The following is an 18,280-nucleotide window of genomic DNA, read 5'->3' on the forward strand; positions in this document are numbered from 1 at the left end:
GAACCATGTTGCACCCGCTTGATAATCGTTCGATTTACAACTGGTATGATTGGGGCATGAGTGCCCTGCAACCTTATTCTGACTATTGCCTGACCATGTCCCGCCGGTTCAGGCGGGTGGCCGACAGCATGGACTTGCCGGTGAGAATTCCCTACCTCTCGGAAGACCAGACCCAGCTCATGGCTGGTTTTCTTGATTCAGGCGTGCGGTTTAACCGTGAGTTGTCCGGGTATTTTTATGTTTTTCATATGATGACCAATATCTATGATAAGCCGCATTTTAATATCACCGAAGTGAAGATAGGCGATGATTATTACGACATAGAAGAAGAAATCGTCGACCGGAAAAGCTTTTGCAATCTGTTGCGCTTTCGCAAGAAGGGCTTCGAGAAGACACTTCCCAAATTGTTGCTGGTGGCGCCCATGTCCGGGCATTATGCCACCTTGCTTCGCGGCACGGTCAAATCCATGCTGCCTTGTTACGATGTCTACATCACCGACTGGAAAAACGCCCGTGACGTGCCGCTGAAAGAAGGGGCCTTTGATCTGGATGATTTCATTGAATACCTGATTTCTTATTTTCAACTTTTAGGGCCTGACGTCAATGTCATGGCGGTGTGCCAACCGACCGTGCCAACATTGGCCGCACTGGCCATGATGTCGACTGAGAATGACCCCAAAACGCCGCATTGCGCCATTTTACTCGGTGGGCCTATCGATACCAGTCAATCACCAACCTCCGTCAATGAACTGGCGGTTTCACGCGGTGATGACTGGTTTCAGCAGAATGTGATTACCATGGTTCCTGCCCGATTCCCGGGCGCCATGCGTCTGGTTTATCCCGGATTCATGCAATTGTCGGGCTTTTTAAGCATGAACATGCAAAGGCATCTGGAATCCCTTAAAAACGCCATTGATAAGTTTGCCTTAAAGAAAAGGGATGAAGCCTTTAAAATCATTGAATTTTACCTTGAATACTTTGCCACCATGGATTTAACCGCGGAATTTTACATGCAAACCATTCATACGGTGTTTCAGGAAAGCCTGCTGGTGAAAGGCCGCTACAAATCCAAAGGCCGCAGCATTCGCCTGCAAGACATTAAAAAGACCGCCATTCTGGTGATTGAAGGCGAGCACGATGACATCACCGGGCTTGGGCAAACGCGGGCTGTGATTGATTTGTGCAAAAATCTACCTGACAGCATGAAGGAGTATTTTCTGGCCATGGGTGTAGGCCATTATGGCCTGTTTAACGGCAGAAAATTTTCCCATATTATTCTGCCGGAAATTAAAAAATTTACCCGCGAGCACCACGGCGACTAGCTTCAGGCCTGTGGGTTCGCGCGAACCCAATCCCTTTCGGTGGTTTCACTGAAATCCATGGCCAGTTGCGATGCCAGATTGGCAATGGCGTTCTCCAGCAAGCGAAACAATTGCTGCCGTTGTTCACGGTTACCCATGTCTAGCGTGTCGTTTAAGGTGAGTGATAAACCCTGAGCCGCCGCATCAAAAGCCGTTTCAGCCGCCTTAATCGTAATGTCTTCGTAGTGATCCTGAGTCACCCGGCCGAGGGTGTGCATGGATTGTGCAAAAACAGAGCGAACCTCGTTGAGCGGCAGACTGAATGCCGTATGGGTTGGCAGCGGGGTCGGGTTATTGTAAAGCTCATCGAGGTAAAAGCGGATTTGCCGTGGGTAGAGAATAAACGTACTGCCCGCCGCTTCCCGGGTATCAATCGCCTGTTGATAGGCGGTATCACTCAAGGTGTAATCATTGATGTGGTTGATTTGGCTGCTAAACGCAGGCTTGTCGGCATTGGCACAAAGATGAATATAGGTTTTGGTGATGGTGGCCCATGGCCCGGCGTTGTAGCCGGCATTCAGAATCATGTCCAGGATATTCTTATCGGGATTCTGCAGGTTGCGCAGGCAAGCCCCAAAATCAGCGGCTGATGGCCCCCAGGGATCCTGATTGATGGCATAAAGCCTGAGTAAGGTATTGTATTGGAAATAGGCCGCGGCCAGGGGGCCAAAGTATTTATTGTCGAGACTGTCAGGGCCTTTTTTTACGGTTTGTTGACCACTGTCCTGATCTTCGATGCGATAGCCTAAACTCTTTTGCAGTACGGTAAAGTTGATCAGTCCTACGCCGCTTTCCAGCCGTTTGCTGTAATCATTGATTTGGTAAGGGCCGCCCTGTCCGGGTGCAAGCAACATGGAGCGGATGGCGGGATCGGGATTTATCCAGGGGGAGGTGCTTTTGTAAGCCGCGGTTTGCAGGTTTTCCTGCAGCAACTGCCCAAACAGGGAGCCCGCAATGTAGTCGGTGTCAAACGCCAGCTGTGGATCATGCTGATGAATCAAATAAGCATACATTGCTCCTGCCACCAGGTTGGCAATCAGCAAATCGCGTGTGTTGTCGTTCAGGATAAGATTTTCCGTCTGCTCGTCAAGAGCCACTGGAAAACCGAGGTGATAATAAAGTTGATTGGGCTTAACGGATTGGGCTGCCAGCGGATTGACCAGCAGGAGACTTAAAAAAGCCAGAACAAGAGTTCGCATCATTCACGTCAGAATAGAATAACCGGACCTCCATGATAAAGGGCAATTATTAGCACAATATTAAATCAGCCCAATGAACGGGAAGTATTTAAAGCCAGAAAATGAGAACAAAAAGGTATAAGAGAGTCATGCCAATGACAGGAATGATGACAAACCCCAGAAACAGGTGGATCTGGAGACGGTTTTCGGCTGAGGCCCGGTAGTATTCTTTTAGTTTGGCTAATAATGACATGGTTAGTCTCGCCCTTTTGGCTGGCCCTAAAATCCTGCTTGGACAACGATCCATTTTGCCTTGATAAACATCCCGCGTCAAAATGAATGTGAACTAGCTGCTGCGGCCCCAGGGTCCACGCGGTCTTGCGCCCAGTTCATCGGGATCGTGGAGTTGGGTTCTGTAAGCATTGTCTAAAAATTTTTTGACTCCGTCGACCATGCCAATGGCTTTTTCCTGCGCCTTGAGAGGGATTTGCGCTTTGATCAGCTTTTCCAGGGCATCGTACACGTTGGGTTCGCTTTGACTTTTATGATTGGCATAGCGATGGGCCATTCTCGCCATGCGATCGACGATGGCTTCATCCGGCAGGCCAGGCGAATTAAGGTGCTTGCTTAAGACTAAAAAAATGTCAGCGACGGTGGGAGGCGGTATTTTGACAGGGACGTAGGCGGAGGCTTTCATGGGCGTGACCGCGATTGGTTTCGGTTCGGGCACCGGGCGGCTGCCCCCATCGGGAGGCACATAACCGCCGGCACTGCTTAAGCTTGGCGGCGTATAGCTGCCGCCCAAATCCGCTTCCTCCGGGGCTGTGAGTTGCTGCCATAGTTTGATGGCCGCAGGGCCTTTATCGGCCAGTATTTTTGCGGCCGTTCCATAAAATCGGTCCAGGAGCGCCTGGGTGCTTTTCTGGTTTAAATGCAGGTTGATGGCCAGTGATTTAATCAGGGTTTCGTAAGTGAGTTTCCAGGTGGCGATGCTGTCCGCATCGGCAGACGTTAACGGTTTTTTCCAATCAATAATCCGTTGCGGCTCAAAATCAAAAAACACCACCCGGCCATTGGCAATCACTGCATTTCTGGATTCAATGTCGCCGCTGCCTTTCATGAATTTTCGATCTTTATCGATAACCCCCACAGACAGCATGGCCAATGACAAGTCCAACGCATCCTCAATGATTCTTGCGGTCTGTCCCTCAACGGCTGCCCATTTACCGGACGGTTTGTCGTACGCGGCGCGAATAAAGTAATTATCGCCGGAGTGAATAACCGGTAAAAACCCGGGTAACCCTGTGGCCTGTAATAAGAGGGAAGCATCCCTGTCCGCCGCGGCGCCCAAGCCTTCTTTAAACAGAATGCAGGGCGGGTGCGATTCATCACTGTCTGTTGATTTTTTTTTGCCCACCATCACCACAATGCCATCGCTGTCTTTCGTGGGGGTAAGATCGTAGTACAGATGCATGGTTTCCTTTGTCAGGGGCATGGTTTTTCCTTGGCTGACCCTTTATTAAAGAATAGGACAAAAGCCGTGGATTAAGTAAATGATTTGCCCATTCGTTTTTTGATATGGTATACAGAGGACTATTTGAGGAGAGATTTATTGCAATCGCGACATGAACGAACAGACGCACCCGCTGCACTGCTTCCCCATACGGAAGAAAACCCCTTTTATGTGAATGTCAAATACCTCCTTGATCCGCATTATCGCGAAGGCGATGCCAGGACGACCCCTTTCCTCTATACCACGGAATTGACTTCCTGTGTGGGGATAGGGTTGATTTATCGCGAGGGCGAAGCAGTTAAAAAACTGGCCCTGTACCATTCGGCAACCGAGCATATTGGCTGTGAGGATGATTATATCCGTGCCGCCATTCACTCACCCTTTGAGCGCAACATGGGGGTCAATCAAAAAAACTTAATCCGGGCGCTTTACCGCTTTTTTTATGCGATAGAGGATGTTCGCGGTGTCACCATCGTCATCCACAGTAACAATGGCCCGGAGGAAGGCAGCGATTCGCAGAATGATGATTCCTATCGAGACGTTGTTCGTTTTGTGCAACGGGTTTTACAGGTGATGGGTCATGTCAAACTGCCTAAGGAGAATTTCCTGTACAGTTGCCACAGTCCAGCGTTTGGAATCATGAATGACGGTAGTTTTTTTGCCGTGAGTCGACCCGAATATGAACAACTGGCGCAGAAAGTCGCCCATTATGTGGCGGAAGAGATCCTTTCCCTGCCGCGTAAATTGAAGCCACTGCAGGGTAAAAGTATTTTTGTGGACGGCCATAAAAAGAAGGTGAGCGCGCTGGATTCGCACATGCTGCAAACCATTCGCGAGGCTGAATCGGGAAAGAGGACATGGGTGGAAGCCTGCCATTGGCTGAATGACCGGATAAAGATCTTGCAGGAGAAGAAGCCGAAAGAAGCGGCAAAGTACGACCGGATACGATTCATGCTGCAGTTACTCGACGATGCCAACATGTACCTTTGGTATAACATCGAGGAGGGGAAGCGGTTAAGGTCCTGAGTGTTTCCTTTATGATAGATGAGTAACCCTTCGCGCCGGGTGTATCAAAACAGCCGTTGGCAGGGGAGAGGCAGGAAAAAGTAGGATTTTTGCCAATTTTAGTTTAAATTGATAAAAAATCTCCCCCATACCATGGAGAAGAAAATGATTTTCATCGCCATCCTGCTGATGATCCTGGTTGTCATTTTCTATGTGGGTGTAAAGCCTCAAAAACGAGACCGCAAATCGCCTCTTTACCGGTCGTCCTCCCTTCTTCCGCAGGAAGCCAGGTTGATAATCCCGTCACCGGAGTTGCCCGTTCCGACGGTCATTGCACCGTCGCCTGCGTTAACGCCTCCCGCTGAACTGGCTGCTTTCCATTTAATTACCCGAAGTGAATGCCATCCGGAGGTCGTGGATAACATCATTAAAATGACTCAATCCATGCCGCGACCGCATCCTTTACTGAAAGCGCTGACGAGCAATCTCGACAACCCCGAAAAACTCTACCAGGTGGTCAAAAGTGATGCAGAAATTGCGGCAAAAATTTTACGCACTGTCAATTCCGGCGGATTTTATCTGACAAAGAAAATAACGCATTTAAATTATGCCATCCTGTATTTAGGCAGCAACATGGTCAAAAACATTGCTTTACAATGCGTGATGAAGGCCAATGTTCAATCGTCGGATAAACGGCTTAATCAAGCCCTGAAAACCATCTGGACGCAAGGTTTTTTAGCCAGTTCGCTGGCGCTTCCCCTGGCGAAACAATTGGGCCTGAGTCATGCGGCAGAATTAGGAACCCGTGCCTTGCTGGCGTACATTGGCAACCTGGCCATCATCACGTATAAGCCACAACTGGCCTATTATTTAATCGAAAATTATTCGCTGTTTGAGAGGACAAAAATAGAACAACAGGAATTGGGCCTCAATGCGTCCATTGTGGGCAGCGAGTTAGCGCAAGCTTGGCAACTGCCTCAAGAGATTGTTGATGGAATACGTCATCATTTGCTGCCTCTGGGTGTGCCTCCCCCCCACCATCCGATAGGGGGCGATGCGCTCAGGGATTGCCTCGTCACCTACGTTTGTTGCCGTGCTGCCGAAATGATTATCAATCAGGGACTAAACGATGTGGGGGAATTAAATTTAAGGGATGAGCGCTTTCTGGAGTTGTTTTATCTTTCGGACTACCTTAACCAGGCCGACTTGCAGGCTTGTCTGGATTTACCCCAAAAACAGGTGTTTCGCAGCGAGGTCAATAAACTCATTCAAAAAATAGAGAGGCCAGTTAAAGCGGCGCGAAAATAAATCATTTTGTAATTATTCAACAGAATTGGTTTTAAACGTTCTGATGACTTCCTGGGTGTCGTTATTCACGATTGAACCATGGCATCGTCCCGAGCCATTTTGAGCCTGGGCAATCATCCAGGCAAAAAGCTTATCAATGTCATTGCCTTCTTTTTCCGCAATCAAACGATCGCCAACATACACCTTTGCCGTATACACCATAGAATCCCTTAACATTCACCGCAGTTAATAGGCTATCCCTTTAAGTATGGCATACACCCGGGGAAAGGCGCTTATGTCCCATCCTTTTTTGTGGAAAATTTTTCATAATCACCCGAAAAATTGGGTGGGGCAGGGTATTGGCTGCCCGTTGCGGAATGATCGCTTGGGCGGTAGCTGCATCCTGCCTTGTCATAGAACCAGCGGCTGGTATTGCCGGTCAAGTAAACTTCATCCTCTTTGGGTTTGTAAAGCCAGTGCGTGATTTCAAAATCGCCTTTAAACATGTCGGTGCATACCTTGCTCGCTTCATTCACGACTTTGGCGATGGCCTCGTTATCATAATGACCGATATCGCCCTGAAAGGAACCGCCGATGTAGGGGTCGGCAAGCGCAACGCTGCTAAACAGCAGTAAGCAGGCGGGGAACATGGGTTTCATCGTCTGTCCATTCCGTCGTGTCTTGCCTTTAGTATAGACGCATCAGTTCAGCTTGGGGTTGATTAAACCACGGCACGTGGCGTGAACATGGAACCGTACGAATGTCAGCCACCTGAGTAATGCCATGGTGGTGCAAATTCCGCGAGGGGATGGGTCGAATGGCCTAGAGTAAAAAGCCGAGGCATTTTCTATCCTTAATTTGCTACTTTTATATACATGATGGTTAAAAAATTAAATGAGCGTCAACGGGTATCCTGAGCTATCTTTAAAAAAGTTAAAAAACCAGGGAGAAAAACATGAGCTACGTGGATGGATTTGTTTTACCTATTCCGGCGGATAAAATCGAGGCCTATCGCAAGATGGCCAAATCCGCGGGTGAACGATGGATGGAGCACGGTGCCTTGGCCTTTCGTGAGTGCGTGGCAGAGGATACCTCGGCTGAGGGCATGGTTCCCTTTCCTAAGCTGGCCGGAGCATCAGCCAACGAAGTCGTCATTTTTTCCTACATTGTCTTTAAATCCAGAGAACACCGGGATGAAGTCAATAAGCGGGTCATGGACGATCCACGCATCAAGCAGAACATCGACGAGTTTGGCGAGCTGTTTGATTGCAAACGCATGGCTTATGGCGGTTTTAACGTTCTGGTTGATTTGTAATCACTCAGCCATTATGCCCGGGGTATTTCGCATGGTCGCGGCGGCCTGGTCTACTTTCTGCTGGATGTCGGGATTTTTAAAAATCAGGTGTTCATGAACCCCCAGGGCAACCAGGCCAGGGGCTAACTCGGAAATGATTGCCAACGCCTCTTGCTTTTCGGCTTCACTGCTTAAAGGGCTGGCCATGATTTCCGCGTTACGCAGCACAGCGGCCACGGTGCCTTTTCTGACGTTAATGTTGTTGTAGCAGGCATAATTTTCCGCATCCGCTAGAATGTCTTCTGGTCTTTGGGCGCGCATGGTTTCTCACTTGATTGTTGTTCTATTTTAAACTGAACATGGGGTGTTTTCGGTATATTTCAAGGTCTCTCCCTGTTGTTAAAGAACGGGGATGCCTCTCTTTTTTTCGTTGCATTTCATGGATTTATAAGGTAATAATCATCGCGTTTAAATTTAAGCGCAAGCGGTTTGCGTTTGTATGACTGACATTGCAAATTCAAGGCAGGATTATGAAACGAAACAGAATAATAGGATTTATGGCAATGATGTCGCTGGCTAATTGGTCCTATGCCGATTTTACTTTTTACTCCAATTCGCTGAACCAGTGTGAGAGTATTGCAGGAAATTGGGCTGGAAAGGGCATGGCTTCGAGCTGGTTGACCGGCGAGTGCCATTACCATGGCGCCGGGAAGGTCAGTGCAGTGAACAGCAATGGCCAGTTCAGCATTGAATTGGCGGTGGATAAAGATTCCGGCAGCTTTATATGCCCCAGTCACACGACCCGGCAATTGTCTGGCACCTGCCGTAATGGGGTGGTCACTATTCAAACGGAATACGGCAATCTCAATGGCCATTTCAGCGAAAGCACAGGCAATGCCAGCGGCACCTTGACGGTAAGCCCTGGCATGAGCGCGGAAGTCAGCGTCCAATTTTATCGCAACGGCCATTAATCTGAGGGCAAAGCCTGCCAGTGGCAGGCTTGTTATCGGTGTAGGATTGGTTTATGGGCAGGGGCATGTTATAAGTGAGAGGGTAACGGATTTGCCAGGGATAATCATCGGTTATGTCAAGGATCGGTCTTATCAGACAGGGTTTCTTTAACCCATCACTTAAAGCCAGTCACCCACCCCCTTTTTCATTTATCGATGACTTTAATCTAAATCAGTTGCGATTTGAGTTTTCAAGTCTTTATTCGCTGTTTATCGCTAACCAATCGTTAATGAAAAACCATCAGGAAGTCGTTTTCTACCTCGATTATTTAAGCCAAATGTTAATGGATTATTATACGGTCGATTACGTAGCGGACGAGTTGGAAAAGATTCGCCTAAAAAAGCAAACGATTACCCGGTTCATTCAAGACGATTTTGTTTTAGAAAAAACACCGGAGGACCCTGAAATAAGGGGTGATCAATCCCCTTTATCGCCGTGGCTGACGCTTAAAAAAACCACCGTCTCCGTGGGGAAAACAGTAAAAAGTTCCGCCCGGGTTCGCAGTTACGTAGCCCGCCTGATCGCGGCACGATCGTATTGGAATACCAGCCGTTCACTTGCCAATCAGGTGATTCGCCTCGCGGTGGCTTCGGGGGTTTCAGCCGAGTTTATGCGATTTAATCAAGCCCTGGGGGTCTACTGCGGGGTTTCTGAGGTCATGCAGGTCCTGGATCAAATGCAGGGGGTTCTGCGGGTTTCCAGTGTGGCTTTAAACGGTTTGCGTTTACTGATTAATACGTCCACCTTCCTCAAGCACCTGATTCATGCCGCCAGTAATGACAACCTGTCGCTAAAAAAGGTGTTCCTGCAGGAAATTGAAAAGCGCATTTATACCCTAATGGATGATTCCATGTGGACGAGTGTGAATTTTATTAATAATTACCGGGAGTTAGTTAACTTGTCAGCCCCGGCGGCTGCCCGTCTTAGTTTGATATTCCTGGGGATGGATGCGGTGATGCTGTTGGTCAGTTGGCTCATTGAGATGAAAAATTATTGCCAGCGTCTGCAGGAATTAAAGAGTAAAAAGAAAGAGGAGATCACGGCCTGGGAGGCCGCGCTTATTCATCGCCAGATCAACCTGCTTGCCGATGAGTGGCAAGTCCAATGCGACTACCATGTGTTTAATCTGGTTGCCGCGATCCTGCTTTGCACGGTGTTTGCGATGACCCTGCTGACCGTCAATCCGGTTCTGCTGGGCGCTCTGGCGCTGCTTAGCATGGTGGGCAATGCCATGTACAATTCAGCCAATGAGTTTAAACAATACCGGCAGGCCGCCAGCCGGGTCACGCGTGAAAAATCAAACCGCCTATCCGGTCTTAAAGGGATTCAACCATTGCCTGAATTAACGGCCAGGCAGGATGAGGCATTCGCCGTTTTTCTGGACTCCTTTCTTTTTAATGTTGTCTTTACTGCCTCATTGATTGCTGCGGCGGCTGTTTCATTGCCTTTAGCCGGGATGATGGTGTTGTGTTATGCCGGTTATAAATTCACGCAGGCATGTGGAGAAAAAACAAGTCAGGCGGAATCGGCGGTAAGCCCCGAGTGTGTCTACCGCCTGTCGATGGATTTTCATTAATCCTCCTGAAATCCAGCGCCTGAATCGGCGCTGGATTGATGCTTAACGCCAGCAGCGTAGAAAACCTCGGGCATTGATCCAGCAATCGGGACGTCCTGGAGCAGGTCTTGCCCAGGGACCTGGGCTATTGGGAACGCAGCGTCCAAATGCCGTCATGTGATACCCAAATCCACACCCCTGTGCGGCCTGCGTTGAGGTGGAATAGGCAAAACCTAACATCAATGCACTGCCAAGCAGTAAAGCAGACAGGAGCGGGGTACGGCGGATTGCATGTGTCTTCATGACATCTCCTTTTTTGCTGATTCCCACTAAGTATAGAAATGATTGCGAAAAATGACCAAAAAATAGACAAGTGCATGAATTTTATAGGATAAGTAACCCTTGGGTGACACCGTGTTTGCGTATTTTTTAGAATAAAGGCATAGTGGTCATGGGATTAACTTTGTAAGGATAATGAATGAGTAATCAGCACCGCCATCAGGGGACTTTTTTCAATGGAAACGGTCATTCCCATGGGCACCCCGCTCAATCGCAGGGACAAACGCATGGGCATGGACAGAATCAGCCCCATGGCTTACCCACACACCAGCACCACCATGGCCATGCCCCGGTCTTTTTTCCACCGGCACCCGTTGTCGTTCAACCGTCTGTGCATCAGCACCACCATCATCATGGTCATTCCCATTCCCATTCCCATTCCCATTCCCATTCCCATTCCCATTCCCATTCCCATTCGCATGGTCACTGAGGAAGTGAACGCAGTTGCCAGTTTTCTGGTAACTGCCTTAGGAATGTCCTTCACAATAGGCGATAAACTGTTCTGCTGACAGTGCCTTTGAAAACAACCAGCCTTGCCCGAATTCAACGTGACGATGGACAAGGTAATCGACTTGTTCCGGTTTCTCGATTCCTTCAGCGACGACCGCGAGATTTAAGGTTTTTGCCATTTCAATGATGTGCGGCGTGACGCTGCTTGAAGCGGCGTCAATGCCAATGGTATCAATGAATGATTTATCGATTTTTAAGATATCCAGTGGGAAATTCTGCAGGTAGGACAAGCTTGAATAACCAGTACCAAAATCATCAATCGCCACAATGTACCCGGCTTCTCTGGCGCGTGTTAAGGTCTCTTTGGCCGATTGAGCCTCAAGAAAGCCGCGTTCGGTGGCTTCTAGCCATATCTGACTCGGTTGGATGCCGGTGCCTTTCAGTTTGTCGTGAAGCACATCCAGAATACGTCCGCTCTGGATATCGCGCGGACTTAGATTGATGGAGATGTGTAGAGACGGATGCGCGGATAAAAAAGGCCCGAGTTCTTCAATGATGGCTTCAATGATTTTATCGGTAATGCCTAAAATTAAGCCGCTGTCTTCGGCCTGAGGGATGAAAAGATAAGGTTTAACCATCCAGCCGTCGGGACGCCGCCAGCGGGCCAGGGCCTCAGCACCGATGCATTGGCCCGTTTTTAAGTCAACAATGGGTTGGTAATGGGCAATTAATTCATGATTTTCAATGGCGACCGCGAGTTCACCGAGCAGAGAAAGACGCTGGCGGGAATAGTAAACAACCATACCAATCACAAACAGCGCGATAAGCAGCCCGAAGGGAAGAAAAAACAATTGGGTCTGCTTGAAATTCTCATAGACACGGGATTTGGGTTCCAGCGAAAACACCAGGAACTGGGTTTTTTGGGCTATCCCGACTAAATAGCCCGCCATCGAACCATGGACCTGGTTTTCTTTATACTTAGTCAGCAAGTGTTTAATGAGGGTCGGATCAGGATTATTAAGCTGCCCAAGCAGTTGGCCTTTACGCGTCACAATGGCAATCTGAATGTCCGGATCGACGATGATATCCACGAAACGCTTCGGATCGATGAGGAGTTGGTAATTTTTATATTTAAGCGCGATGAAGTGTTCGCGATCATCAAGTAAGGATTGAGCGTCAAACGACGCTTCGACGCCATAGGCGGTGACGTAATCGGCTGAGAATTGAGGTAATTTGCCGCGTACCGGTCCCCAGGTTGTGCATACCAGCCTGCCTTGCTTAAAATAACCCACTTCTTCAACGACACGATTATCCAGCGTTATCTTACGCATTAAATGAATATGAGCCGGTGAGCAGGGCTTTTTGACCGGGGTATTGGCCAGTGATTGCAGGGTGCTGTTGGCTTGGACAAACGTAATGAAGGCACGGGTTAAGGCACGTTGGCTGATGTCAGCCAGGTAATCTTTTTCCAGTTGTACCGCACGGATGAAAGATAAATAAAAAGCAGCGCCAAGAGGCAGGATTGCCCCGACCAAGGCAAGTAAAATAGCCAGAGTTATCACACCGGTGCGACGCAATCGATCATCCTTGTCCAAGACGCCACTTTAATAATTATACAAAATTTTACCAAAAACAGCGGTATTTACGGTGATCTGTTTGCGAATTATTGGCTGTCAAGTCTGTTTTTTTATTAAAAATTTGGTACGATAGGTATCTTCCTGTTGGATCCATTCCCCGCCACAACCTGTGGATATTTTTTTTGAGCACTCCGGTTTTTTTAATCGCCGTCGTGGTTAACACCATTTAAAATTCAATCCCCGTATGGCTTTTGAAGCCAAGCAATTCATTGTTATCTAAAAAGCCTTATCCACAAAATCTGTGGATAAGTCTGTGCATACACTGCAAAAAATCCCAAAATACAACCCCGTTTGCAATTGCTCAAATCTTTCCCAAGTGGTTTACGCGTCCTGAACGCCAATGTAGACGGCGCAGTCAAGTGGCCCGGAATAATGCTCAAAATCAACCCGGTAGGTGCGTCGGTGGCCTGGATTGGCTGCGAAGTAAGCCCAAACCGATTGCCAGGCATGAATAATGGCCTGGGGCATCACCCCCTGACTGGTAAACACCAGATAAGAGCCCTGGGGTACCGTTATCCTGGCAAGCGAGGACTCGGGGGACGGGTGGTCTGAAAGGGCAATCCCCGCTGTCACTGTGTAGGCGCCATTGACGTCGGACTCGTAATCGGAATACACCCCGTAAAGGCCGGCATGGCTTGGTTTAACCCAGGCCTGCTGATGCAACTCTTGCCACAAGGCAGGCAGTTTCGCGGTAAATGGATTGAATTCGCAGGCATTGTCGGTGCGAACCGACAGGCCAACGATAGGAAATTCACTTACAGTTTGAAGCGTAGGGGTAGCAGGAATCATTCTCCGGTTCCTCGGTTGAGCAGGGTGCATTCATCATACTTCCCTCACGGCGATGATTCCAGGGTTACTTCAATGGGGTTTTGTTTTCCCTTCCATGGACAGACTCTTTTCTTCCTGATCCTTGTTCTTCTTATCCTTGTCTTCCAGTGCCTTGGGCACGGCAGTAAAGAATTCGTTTGAGGGGTGCTTGTCGCTGGTATAAATTTTCCTCAATTTATCAGACGCCTTATCATGAAGCCTGGCAATTTTCGCTGGATTGTCCACAGTGGCTACGAATGAGAAAATATGGCGGATGATTTCGTCAGAGAAAACACTCAATGGGCTACTCTCCTGGGCTTGTCCCTGCAGGATGACTAAAAAATTGACCACCGTCTGCAAAGGAAGCTGACACAGTCCATCAATTTTTTGTTGTTCTTCAGGGTAGTCTTTAGCCCCAATGTCCAGATGCAAAGAGAAAGGAAGCAATCGGCCCTGGATTCCCTCAATAAACCCGGCAAGATCCTCTTTGCTGAATTTATTGCCTACCAGGCTGATCCTCAAGCCATTGGGTAATTGATCGGCAATCTGCGCCAAGGTGCTGAGCGTCTTCTTGCCTAAGCTGTTCTGATTGAGGATCAGGGTTAAATTCGCTGGGCATTTTTTCGATTGCAAGGCCTCCCACAGCGTTTTAAGCGCATCATCATCCAACAGATTTTTACTGAGATCGATGCAGGTGCCCGGAAGCACATTCCCTGAAGACAATGCCTTAGACAATGCCTCGATACCCAGGGAGTTGATGTCGTTGTCTTTGACATTCAACTTTAAAAGCGGGGAGTTGGGTTTTGCCAACAGGGTTGAAAAAGCATGAAGACCATCGGAGGCCAGGCGATTGCCTTCAAGATCGATGCTTAATTGATGTTGGGAGTTAAGTTTCTCTAGAGATTTGGTCATCGCTCGGCTGCTTTGTGCTGTCAAGCCAGTAAAACGCAGGACGATGGTTTGTTTCTTAGGGTAATTCGGGCTTTCAAGCGCTTCGAAAAGCTTGATGGCGCCTTCGTCTTTAAGGGGGGTGCTGCTTAAATTCAGCGTTAAATTGTCAGGTGCTTTGGACAACACGGTTTTTAATTCAGTTACCGTTGTAAGGGAAACAGGGGAACCGGTCAAATCAAGGGTGAAATCCTTGGGGCATTTTCCTGAAGCAACGGCTGAAGCCAGAGGAGCTAAACTGCGAAACGCGTTTTTTCCAATTTTTAATGTAATAGAGGATGGAAAGTGTTTCAGGTGGTTAGCTAATGAAGCAATGGCGCCATCACCGAGTTGAGTGGAGGTTAAATCAATGACCACCGGGGATGAGAAAGAGGCCTTGGATAGGGCGAGCCATAATGCCTGGATTCCCTGGATAGAAAATTGATTACCGCTTAAATTATACGTGATGGTCTGGCCATTGGCAGACGAACGCAATGCAGTGGCAAGGATTTGCAGATCCTCGTCATTGAGTTTTTGTTTGCTGCAATCAATGATGCCGTTGGCAGGAAATTTGCCTGCCTGGATGGATTTAATTAGCGTACTAAGGAATGGCTTCATTATTTCTCCTGTCAAAGTATGAGCTTATTATAATATAAAAAAACCATTTTGATCGATAATTAATCAAAATGCATCGATGGCCTATCCCTGCGCACGGCTTTAAGTCAACTGAAGCGATGCAGACCTGACTAAGCCATCGCCCGTTGGTTCTGTGTTTTTTGGTGTAAGAAAAAAGCCAGACTTGTTCTGTTCCCGTTTGCGGTAAATACCCAGTAATTGATGAGTGGCCAATCGGTGGAGTTTGGACACACTGGCTGGGTTTTCATGCGGAACGCAGTCTGAAAAAATGGTTGAGATGATTTCAACCGGTAAACGGGAAAGCACGTGATCCTGTGCATGCCCCTGGAGGACAGTCAAAAACGCCAAGGCACTCTGGAACGATGCCTGCGTCAACTGATTGAGCTCGATCTGTTCCGGCGACTCTGGACTGTTACTTAAAAGAATACGACACCCGACAGGGAGCCATTTTTTCCTTAATCCGTCAAGCAATGCCTTTTTGTCTTCTTCGCTGAAGCGGTTGTTGCTTAAATCGAGGGTCAATCCTGTCGGGAATTGTTCGATACTCTCAAGGAGGCTTTTCAGAGTATCCCCCGTTAAACCATTTTCACTGAAATTCAGGGTCAAACGGGCAGGGCAGGTTTCGGAGGTCAACGCTGGCCATAGTGCAGCCAAGTCACTGTCTTTTAACTTATTTTTAGCGAGGTTAATCACCGTGCCGTTTGCTATTTTTGCGGATGAAAGCGTGATGGCCAGCGTTTTGACGCTAAGGAGGGCAAGTTGATTATTTTTAAAATTAAGCGCCAATGGCGGGCAGGATTCACGCCTTAACATGTGCCAAAAAGCAGTTGTGCTATGGGATGTGAGGTTGTTGCCGGCCAGGCTTAACGAGAGGCGGTGTTCGAGCCTTGCCTGAGTGAGCGTTGCTGCCAGGCTTTGCGCACCCGCGTCAGTCAGGCCGTTAAAATCAAGAATAAGGGTTTGCCTCAGGGGATAGCCGTTGGCTTGAAACGAGGCCGCCAGAACAATCACTCCCCCATCGCGAATGCTGTTGCTGCTCAGATTAAGCGTTAAGTCATTGGGCGCGAACGGTAAGGTTTTAGCGAGCGTGTCCATGCTTTTTGAGGTAAGCCCATTGAAACTGACATTCAGGGTCAATTGTTCGGGACCGCAAGCCAGTTTTTCAGCGACTTGGGTCATGCCGGCATCCTTCATGTCGGTGCTTTTTAAGCTAAGCGTCAATCGATTCGGCCAACGTTTCGACTCCAGTGATTGGGCGAAATGGCTGGCGGCGGCCTCTGAGAACGCGCGGTTACCTTCAAAATCCAGGGTTAAATCAGTCGGGCAATGGCCTGTGGCGAGTGCGGCGGCAATGAATTGGGCACCGTCAGCAGAAAAGCGGTTATAGCCGAGCTTGAATGTTATTAACGGTGGAAAGTGACCGCTTGCCAGGGCATGGGCTAAACAGCGAAGCGCCTCATCATTCAATTGATTATGCGACAGATCAAAAACCAAGGGTGAGGAGAACGTCAGAGTCGTCAAGGTATGACAAAGCGTGTCAATACCCGCAGCAGTGAACGTATTATGGCTTAAATTGTAAGTGACGGTCTCACCGTTTTGAGGTGCGTTTAAAACCTGAGCCAGTGCTTCAATCTCGTTGTCGCCAAGCGCGCGATAACTCAAATCAATCCGGTAATCTTTAGGAAAATGTCCTTTTTTTAGTTCGTCCAGTTGAGCTGCGACAAAGGGATGCATAGCCGACTCCTGCCAGTGAAATTGGTCGAAAATTGTACCATAAGTCGGCTCATTTGGCCACACAAAATACTAAAAAAACAAAGAATAAACAAATTGGCTATACTTTTTGTACACGGATGAAGGAAAGGTAGGAAGCCATGTACATGCCCGAGCACGACAGCACGTTCGCGCGTGCTTTATTAATAGAGTCATCCCGTTCTCCCCAAGTCAAGGGCGCCTTGGCTTTTGTCGCTGTCCAGTTGTCGGAAAAAGTATTAGGACCCATCATTGTTAAATTGAAAGAAGGCTCGGTGTTAACAGAAGAAGAAAACCAGACCATCGACTTTCTCGCCACCGAACACTCCAAAGAAGGGATGCAATGGGGTGGAGCCATGCCTGGATTGACCAAAGGTGAGATTATGGGGTCAACCGCCAGAAAGCTGGAGTTGTTAGAGATTCTGGAGACTCGGCTGAGCGGCGAGTACATCACGGGGGTGGATGACGAGGAAAAACTCGCCGGGGTCATGAAGGCCATGACAGACTGCAGTTTCTGCTATGTGGAAAAATTAAATAGCCTGCACTCAGGAAAGTTCAACCAGATTAAAAGCAATATCTTCCCAACACCCGAAGAATTAGCCATCCGCGTGACCCGCAAGGAAGTGGGGCAGAAAGATCAAATTGCCACAACCTTTGGTATAGGAAGAGAATTGGGGGTTGACCTGGTGCCGAAAGACGATCCCATTCTCCCTGGTCATGAAAGAATGCACGTTGCGGGAAAATCAGCATTTGCCGGTGCCGACACGATGTTACGGATTCAGGTTTTGCTGAAGTCCTATCAGGATGTCAAGGAGCGGCATGACAAGCTTGAAGTGGAAATAGAAGCACAATCGCTTCTCCAGGACACCTCCGGCATGGAAGCAAGGCTTGCCGAGCTTAAAAAAGAGATGAAAACTCTGGGCGACAAACTGACATTTTATCGAGTACCGCTGAACAGGCCGGTCAGCCTGGACGAATTGACTCCGCCGAAACCCTTTATCGAAACGCTGTCTGAAATGGGCGGCAGCCCGGGTAAACTGCCTCTGGTGGCGACTGCCTCAGGCACCACCGCCCGCACCTTGATTGCTTTGCAGGACATCGGCGCGTTTGACCAGAGCGGTTTTGATCCTTCCATTGCTCAAACGGTGTCCTCCACCCTGTGCAGCACCATCGTTCATGGCGGCCATCATTCCGTACTGGAGGTGGGAGAAATGTATAATCGATTACTGGATTATCATGCCATTAACGCGATGGAATCAGGCTTCCCTATGGATGAGCGGGCCATGCCTTATTATGAAATCGGCGACTCGTACACCCTGGTGCCTCCGAGTATGCGGGAAGACGTTGGACTCAGGCAACAATCCCTTCAGTCGATTGGAATGACGAAAGGCTTGAAGTCCCAGCTTACTGATTTTAAACAAACCGAAAACCCCACTCCCCCTAAACCCTCGGGCGGTTATCATTTTTCCTGATTTAATCTCCTCTAAGCCTTCTCTTCACCGGGAGGGCTTTCTTTTCCTGTGAAAAAACG

At 48.6% G+C, this 18,280-nt stretch carries 19 protein-coding genes; 8 read left to right on the forward strand and 11 right to left on the reverse strand.

Annotated features, from left to right (window positions below; all coding sequences use genetic code 11):
* The first annotated feature begins 5 nt into the window (after positions 1-5).
* Complete coding sequence (phaZ, locus tag DYE45_RS06430) at positions 6-1,322, forward strand: polyhydroxyalkanoate depolymerase (protein WP_108291957.1); 1,317 nt, start codon at positions 6-8, stop codon at positions 1,320-1,322.
* A gap of 2 nt (positions 1,323-1,324) precedes the next feature.
* Here phaZ and DYE45_RS06435 read toward each other — a convergent pair whose 3' ends face one another.
* From DYE45_RS06435 to DYE45_RS06440, 3 genes are all read right to left on the reverse strand, one after another.
* Entirely contained in the window at positions 1,325-2,563 is a 1,239-nt protein-coding gene (locus DYE45_RS06435) for a hypothetical protein (RefSeq protein WP_108291955.1), read from the reverse strand.
* Positions 2,564-2,648: 85 nt separating this feature from the next.
* A complete protein-coding gene (locus DYE45_RS14770; RefSeq protein ID WP_165481666.1) occupies positions 2,649-2,792 on the reverse strand; it encodes a hypothetical protein in 144 nt (47 codons plus the stop codon).
* 93 nt (positions 2,793-2,885) lie between these two features.
* Entirely contained in the window at positions 2,886-4,034 is a 1,149-nt protein-coding gene (locus DYE45_RS06440) for a hypothetical protein (protein ID WP_115300630.1), read from the reverse strand.
* A gap of 117 nt (positions 4,035-4,151) precedes the next feature.
* Here DYE45_RS06440 and DYE45_RS06445 point away from each other — a divergent pair, with 117 nt between their 5' ends.
* Entirely contained in the window at positions 4,152-5,078 is a 927-nt protein-coding gene (locus DYE45_RS06445) for a hypothetical protein (RefSeq protein WP_115300631.1), read from the forward strand.
* A gap of 144 nt (positions 5,079-5,222) precedes the next feature.
* Positions 5,223-6,365, forward strand: coding sequence for an HDOD domain-containing protein (locus DYE45_RS06450; RefSeq protein WP_160160688.1), 1,143 nt, complete (start codon positions 5,223-5,225; stop codon positions 6,363-6,365).
* A 12-nt stretch (positions 6,366-6,377) separates the two neighbouring features.
* Here DYE45_RS06450 and DYE45_RS06455 read toward each other — a convergent pair whose 3' ends face one another.
* Both DYE45_RS06455 and DYE45_RS06460 read right to left on the reverse strand, forming a co-directional pair.
* A complete protein-coding gene (locus DYE45_RS06455; protein ID WP_133138143.1) occupies positions 6,378-6,581 on the reverse strand; it encodes a hypothetical protein in 204 nt (67 codons plus the stop codon).
* A 56-nt stretch (positions 6,582-6,637) separates the two neighbouring features.
* Positions 6,638-7,003 carry a hypothetical protein gene (locus DYE45_RS06460; RefSeq protein WP_108291945.1) on the reverse strand — a complete coding sequence of 122 codons (366 nt, stop codon included), beginning with the start codon at positions 7,001-7,003 and terminating at the stop codon, positions 6,638-6,640.
* 296 nt (positions 7,004-7,299) lie between these two features.
* On the opposite strand from DYE45_RS06460, the gene DYE45_RS06465 reads away from it, so the two are divergent.
* Entirely contained in the window at positions 7,300-7,659 is a 360-nt protein-coding gene (locus tag DYE45_RS06465; RefSeq protein WP_108291943.1) for a DUF1428 domain-containing protein, read from the forward strand.
* Here the strand turns inward: DYE45_RS06465 and DYE45_RS06470 are convergent, their stop codons facing one another.
* Positions 7,660-7,959 carry a hypothetical protein gene (locus DYE45_RS06470; RefSeq protein ID WP_115300633.1) on the reverse strand — a complete coding sequence of 100 codons (300 nt, stop codon included), beginning with the start codon at positions 7,957-7,959 and terminating at the stop codon, positions 7,660-7,662.
* Positions 7,960-8,168: 209 nt separating this feature from the next.
* Between DYE45_RS06470 and DYE45_RS06475 the strand changes: the two genes are divergently transcribed.
* Both DYE45_RS06475 and DYE45_RS06480 read left to right on the forward strand, forming a co-directional pair.
* Entirely contained in the window at positions 8,169-8,609 is a 441-nt protein-coding gene (locus tag DYE45_RS06475) for a hypothetical protein (protein WP_108291939.1), read from the forward strand.
* A 113-nt stretch (positions 8,610-8,722) separates the two neighbouring features.
* Positions 8,723-10,225, forward strand: a complete 1,503-nt coding sequence (locus tag DYE45_RS06480; protein WP_115300634.1) for a hypothetical protein — start codon at positions 8,723-8,725, stop codon at positions 10,223-10,225.
* A 42-nt stretch (positions 10,226-10,267) separates the two neighbouring features.
* Here the strand turns inward: DYE45_RS06480 and DYE45_RS06485 are convergent, their stop codons facing one another.
* Positions 10,268-10,507, reverse strand: a complete 240-nt coding sequence (locus tag DYE45_RS06485) for a GCG_CRPN prefix-to-repeats domain-containing protein (RefSeq protein WP_108291935.1) — start codon at positions 10,505-10,507, stop codon at positions 10,268-10,270.
* A 212-nt stretch (positions 10,508-10,719) separates the two neighbouring features.
* Here DYE45_RS06485 and DYE45_RS06490 point away from each other — a divergent pair, with 212 nt between their 5' ends.
* Positions 10,720-11,052, forward strand: a complete 333-nt coding sequence (locus DYE45_RS06490; protein ID WP_115300635.1) for a hypothetical protein — start codon at positions 10,720-10,722, stop codon at positions 11,050-11,052.
* Here the strand turns inward: DYE45_RS06490 and DYE45_RS06495 are convergent.
* The 4 genes from DYE45_RS06495 to DYE45_RS06515 form a co-directional block, all read right to left on the reverse strand.
* The gene (locus DYE45_RS06495) at positions 11,011-12,588 is read right to left on the reverse strand and encodes an EAL domain-containing protein (protein ID WP_207393850.1); all 1,578 of its coding nucleotides are present in this window, start codon (positions 12,586-12,588) and stop codon (positions 11,011-11,013) included. The genes DYE45_RS06490 and DYE45_RS06495 overlap by 42 nt on opposite strands.
* A 363-nt stretch (positions 12,589-12,951) precedes the next feature.
* Entirely contained in the window at positions 12,952-13,419 is a 468-nt protein-coding gene (locus DYE45_RS06505) for a GyrI-like domain-containing protein (RefSeq protein WP_160160689.1), read from the reverse strand.
* Positions 13,420-13,488: 69 nt separating this feature from the next.
* A complete protein-coding gene (locus DYE45_RS06510) occupies positions 13,489-14,982 on the reverse strand; it encodes a leucine-rich repeat domain-containing protein (RefSeq protein ID WP_115300636.1) in 1,494 nt (497 codons plus the stop codon).
* Between the two features lie 99 nt (positions 14,983-15,081).
* The gene (locus DYE45_RS06515) at positions 15,082-16,734 is read right to left on the reverse strand and encodes a leucine-rich repeat domain-containing protein (RefSeq protein WP_115300637.1); all 1,653 of its coding nucleotides are present in this window, start codon (positions 16,732-16,734) and stop codon (positions 15,082-15,084) included.
* A 137-nt stretch (positions 16,735-16,871) separates the two neighbouring features.
* Here DYE45_RS06515 and DYE45_RS06520 point away from each other — a divergent pair, with 137 nt between their 5' ends.
* Positions 16,872-18,221 (forward strand): hypothetical protein, encoded by a 1,350-nt coding sequence (locus DYE45_RS06520; protein WP_108291921.1) that lies wholly within the window; start codon positions 16,872-16,874, stop codon positions 18,219-18,221.
* Positions 18,222-18,280 lie beyond the last annotated feature (59 nt).

Source organism: Legionella taurinensis (genome assembly GCF_900452865.1).
In the GTDB taxonomy this organism is placed as follows: domain Bacteria; phylum Pseudomonadota; class Gammaproteobacteria; order Legionellales; family Legionellaceae; genus Legionella_C; species Legionella_C taurinensis.

Coding starts and splice junctions, on each gene's coding strand:
- DYE45_RS06520 (WP_108291921.1), top strand. CDS start 16,872: ATGTACATGCCCGAGCACGACAGCACGTTCGCGCGTGCTTTATTAATA.
- DYE45_RS06435 (WP_108291955.1), bottom strand. CDS start 2,563: ATGATGCGAACTCTTGTTCTGGCTTTTTTAAGTCTCCTGCTGGTCAAT.
- DYE45_RS06505 (WP_160160689.1), bottom strand. CDS start 13,419: ATGATTCCTGCTACCCCTACGCTTCAAACTGTAAGTGAATTTCCTATC.
- DYE45_RS06475 (WP_108291939.1), top strand. CDS start 8,169: ATGAAACGAAACAGAATAATAGGATTTATGGCAATGATGTCGCTGGCT.
- DYE45_RS06460 (WP_108291945.1), bottom strand. CDS start 7,003: ATGAAACCCATGTTCCCCGCCTGCTTACTGCTGTTTAGCAGCGTTGCG.
- DYE45_RS06480 (WP_115300634.1), top strand. CDS start 8,723: ATGTCAAGGATCGGTCTTATCAGACAGGGTTTCTTTAACCCATCACTT.
- phaZ (WP_108291957.1), top strand. CDS start 6: ATGTTGCACCCGCTTGATAATCGTTCGATTTACAACTGGTATGATTGG.
- DYE45_RS06455 (WP_133138143.1), bottom strand. CDS start 6,581: ATGTTAAGGGATTCTATGGTGTATACGGCAAAGGTGTATGTTGGCGAT.
- DYE45_RS06510 (WP_115300636.1), bottom strand. CDS start 14,982: ATGAAGCCATTCCTTAGTACGCTAATTAAATCCATCCAGGCAGGCAAA.
- DYE45_RS06490 (WP_115300635.1), top strand. CDS start 10,720: ATGGAAACGGTCATTCCCATGGGCACCCCGCTCAATCGCAGGGACAAA.
- DYE45_RS06485 (WP_108291935.1), bottom strand. CDS start 10,507: ATGAAGACACATGCAATCCGCCGTACCCCGCTCCTGTCTGCTTTACTG.
- DYE45_RS06450 (WP_160160688.1), top strand. CDS start 5,223: ATGATTTTCATCGCCATCCTGCTGATGATCCTGGTTGTCATTTTCTAT.
- DYE45_RS06470 (WP_115300633.1), bottom strand. CDS start 7,959: ATGCGCGCCCAAAGACCAGAAGACATTCTAGCGGATGCGGAAAATTAT.
- DYE45_RS14770 (WP_165481666.1), bottom strand. CDS start 2,792: ATGTCATTATTAGCCAAACTAAAAGAATACTACCGGGCCTCAGCCGAA.
- DYE45_RS06515 (WP_115300637.1), bottom strand. CDS start 16,734: ATGCATCCCTTTGTCGCAGCTCAACTGGACGAACTAAAAAAAGGACAT.
- DYE45_RS06465 (WP_108291943.1), top strand. CDS start 7,300: ATGAGCTACGTGGATGGATTTGTTTTACCTATTCCGGCGGATAAAATC.
- DYE45_RS06440 (WP_115300630.1), bottom strand. CDS start 4,034: ATGCCCCTGACAAAGGAAACCATGCATCTGTACTACGATCTTACCCCC.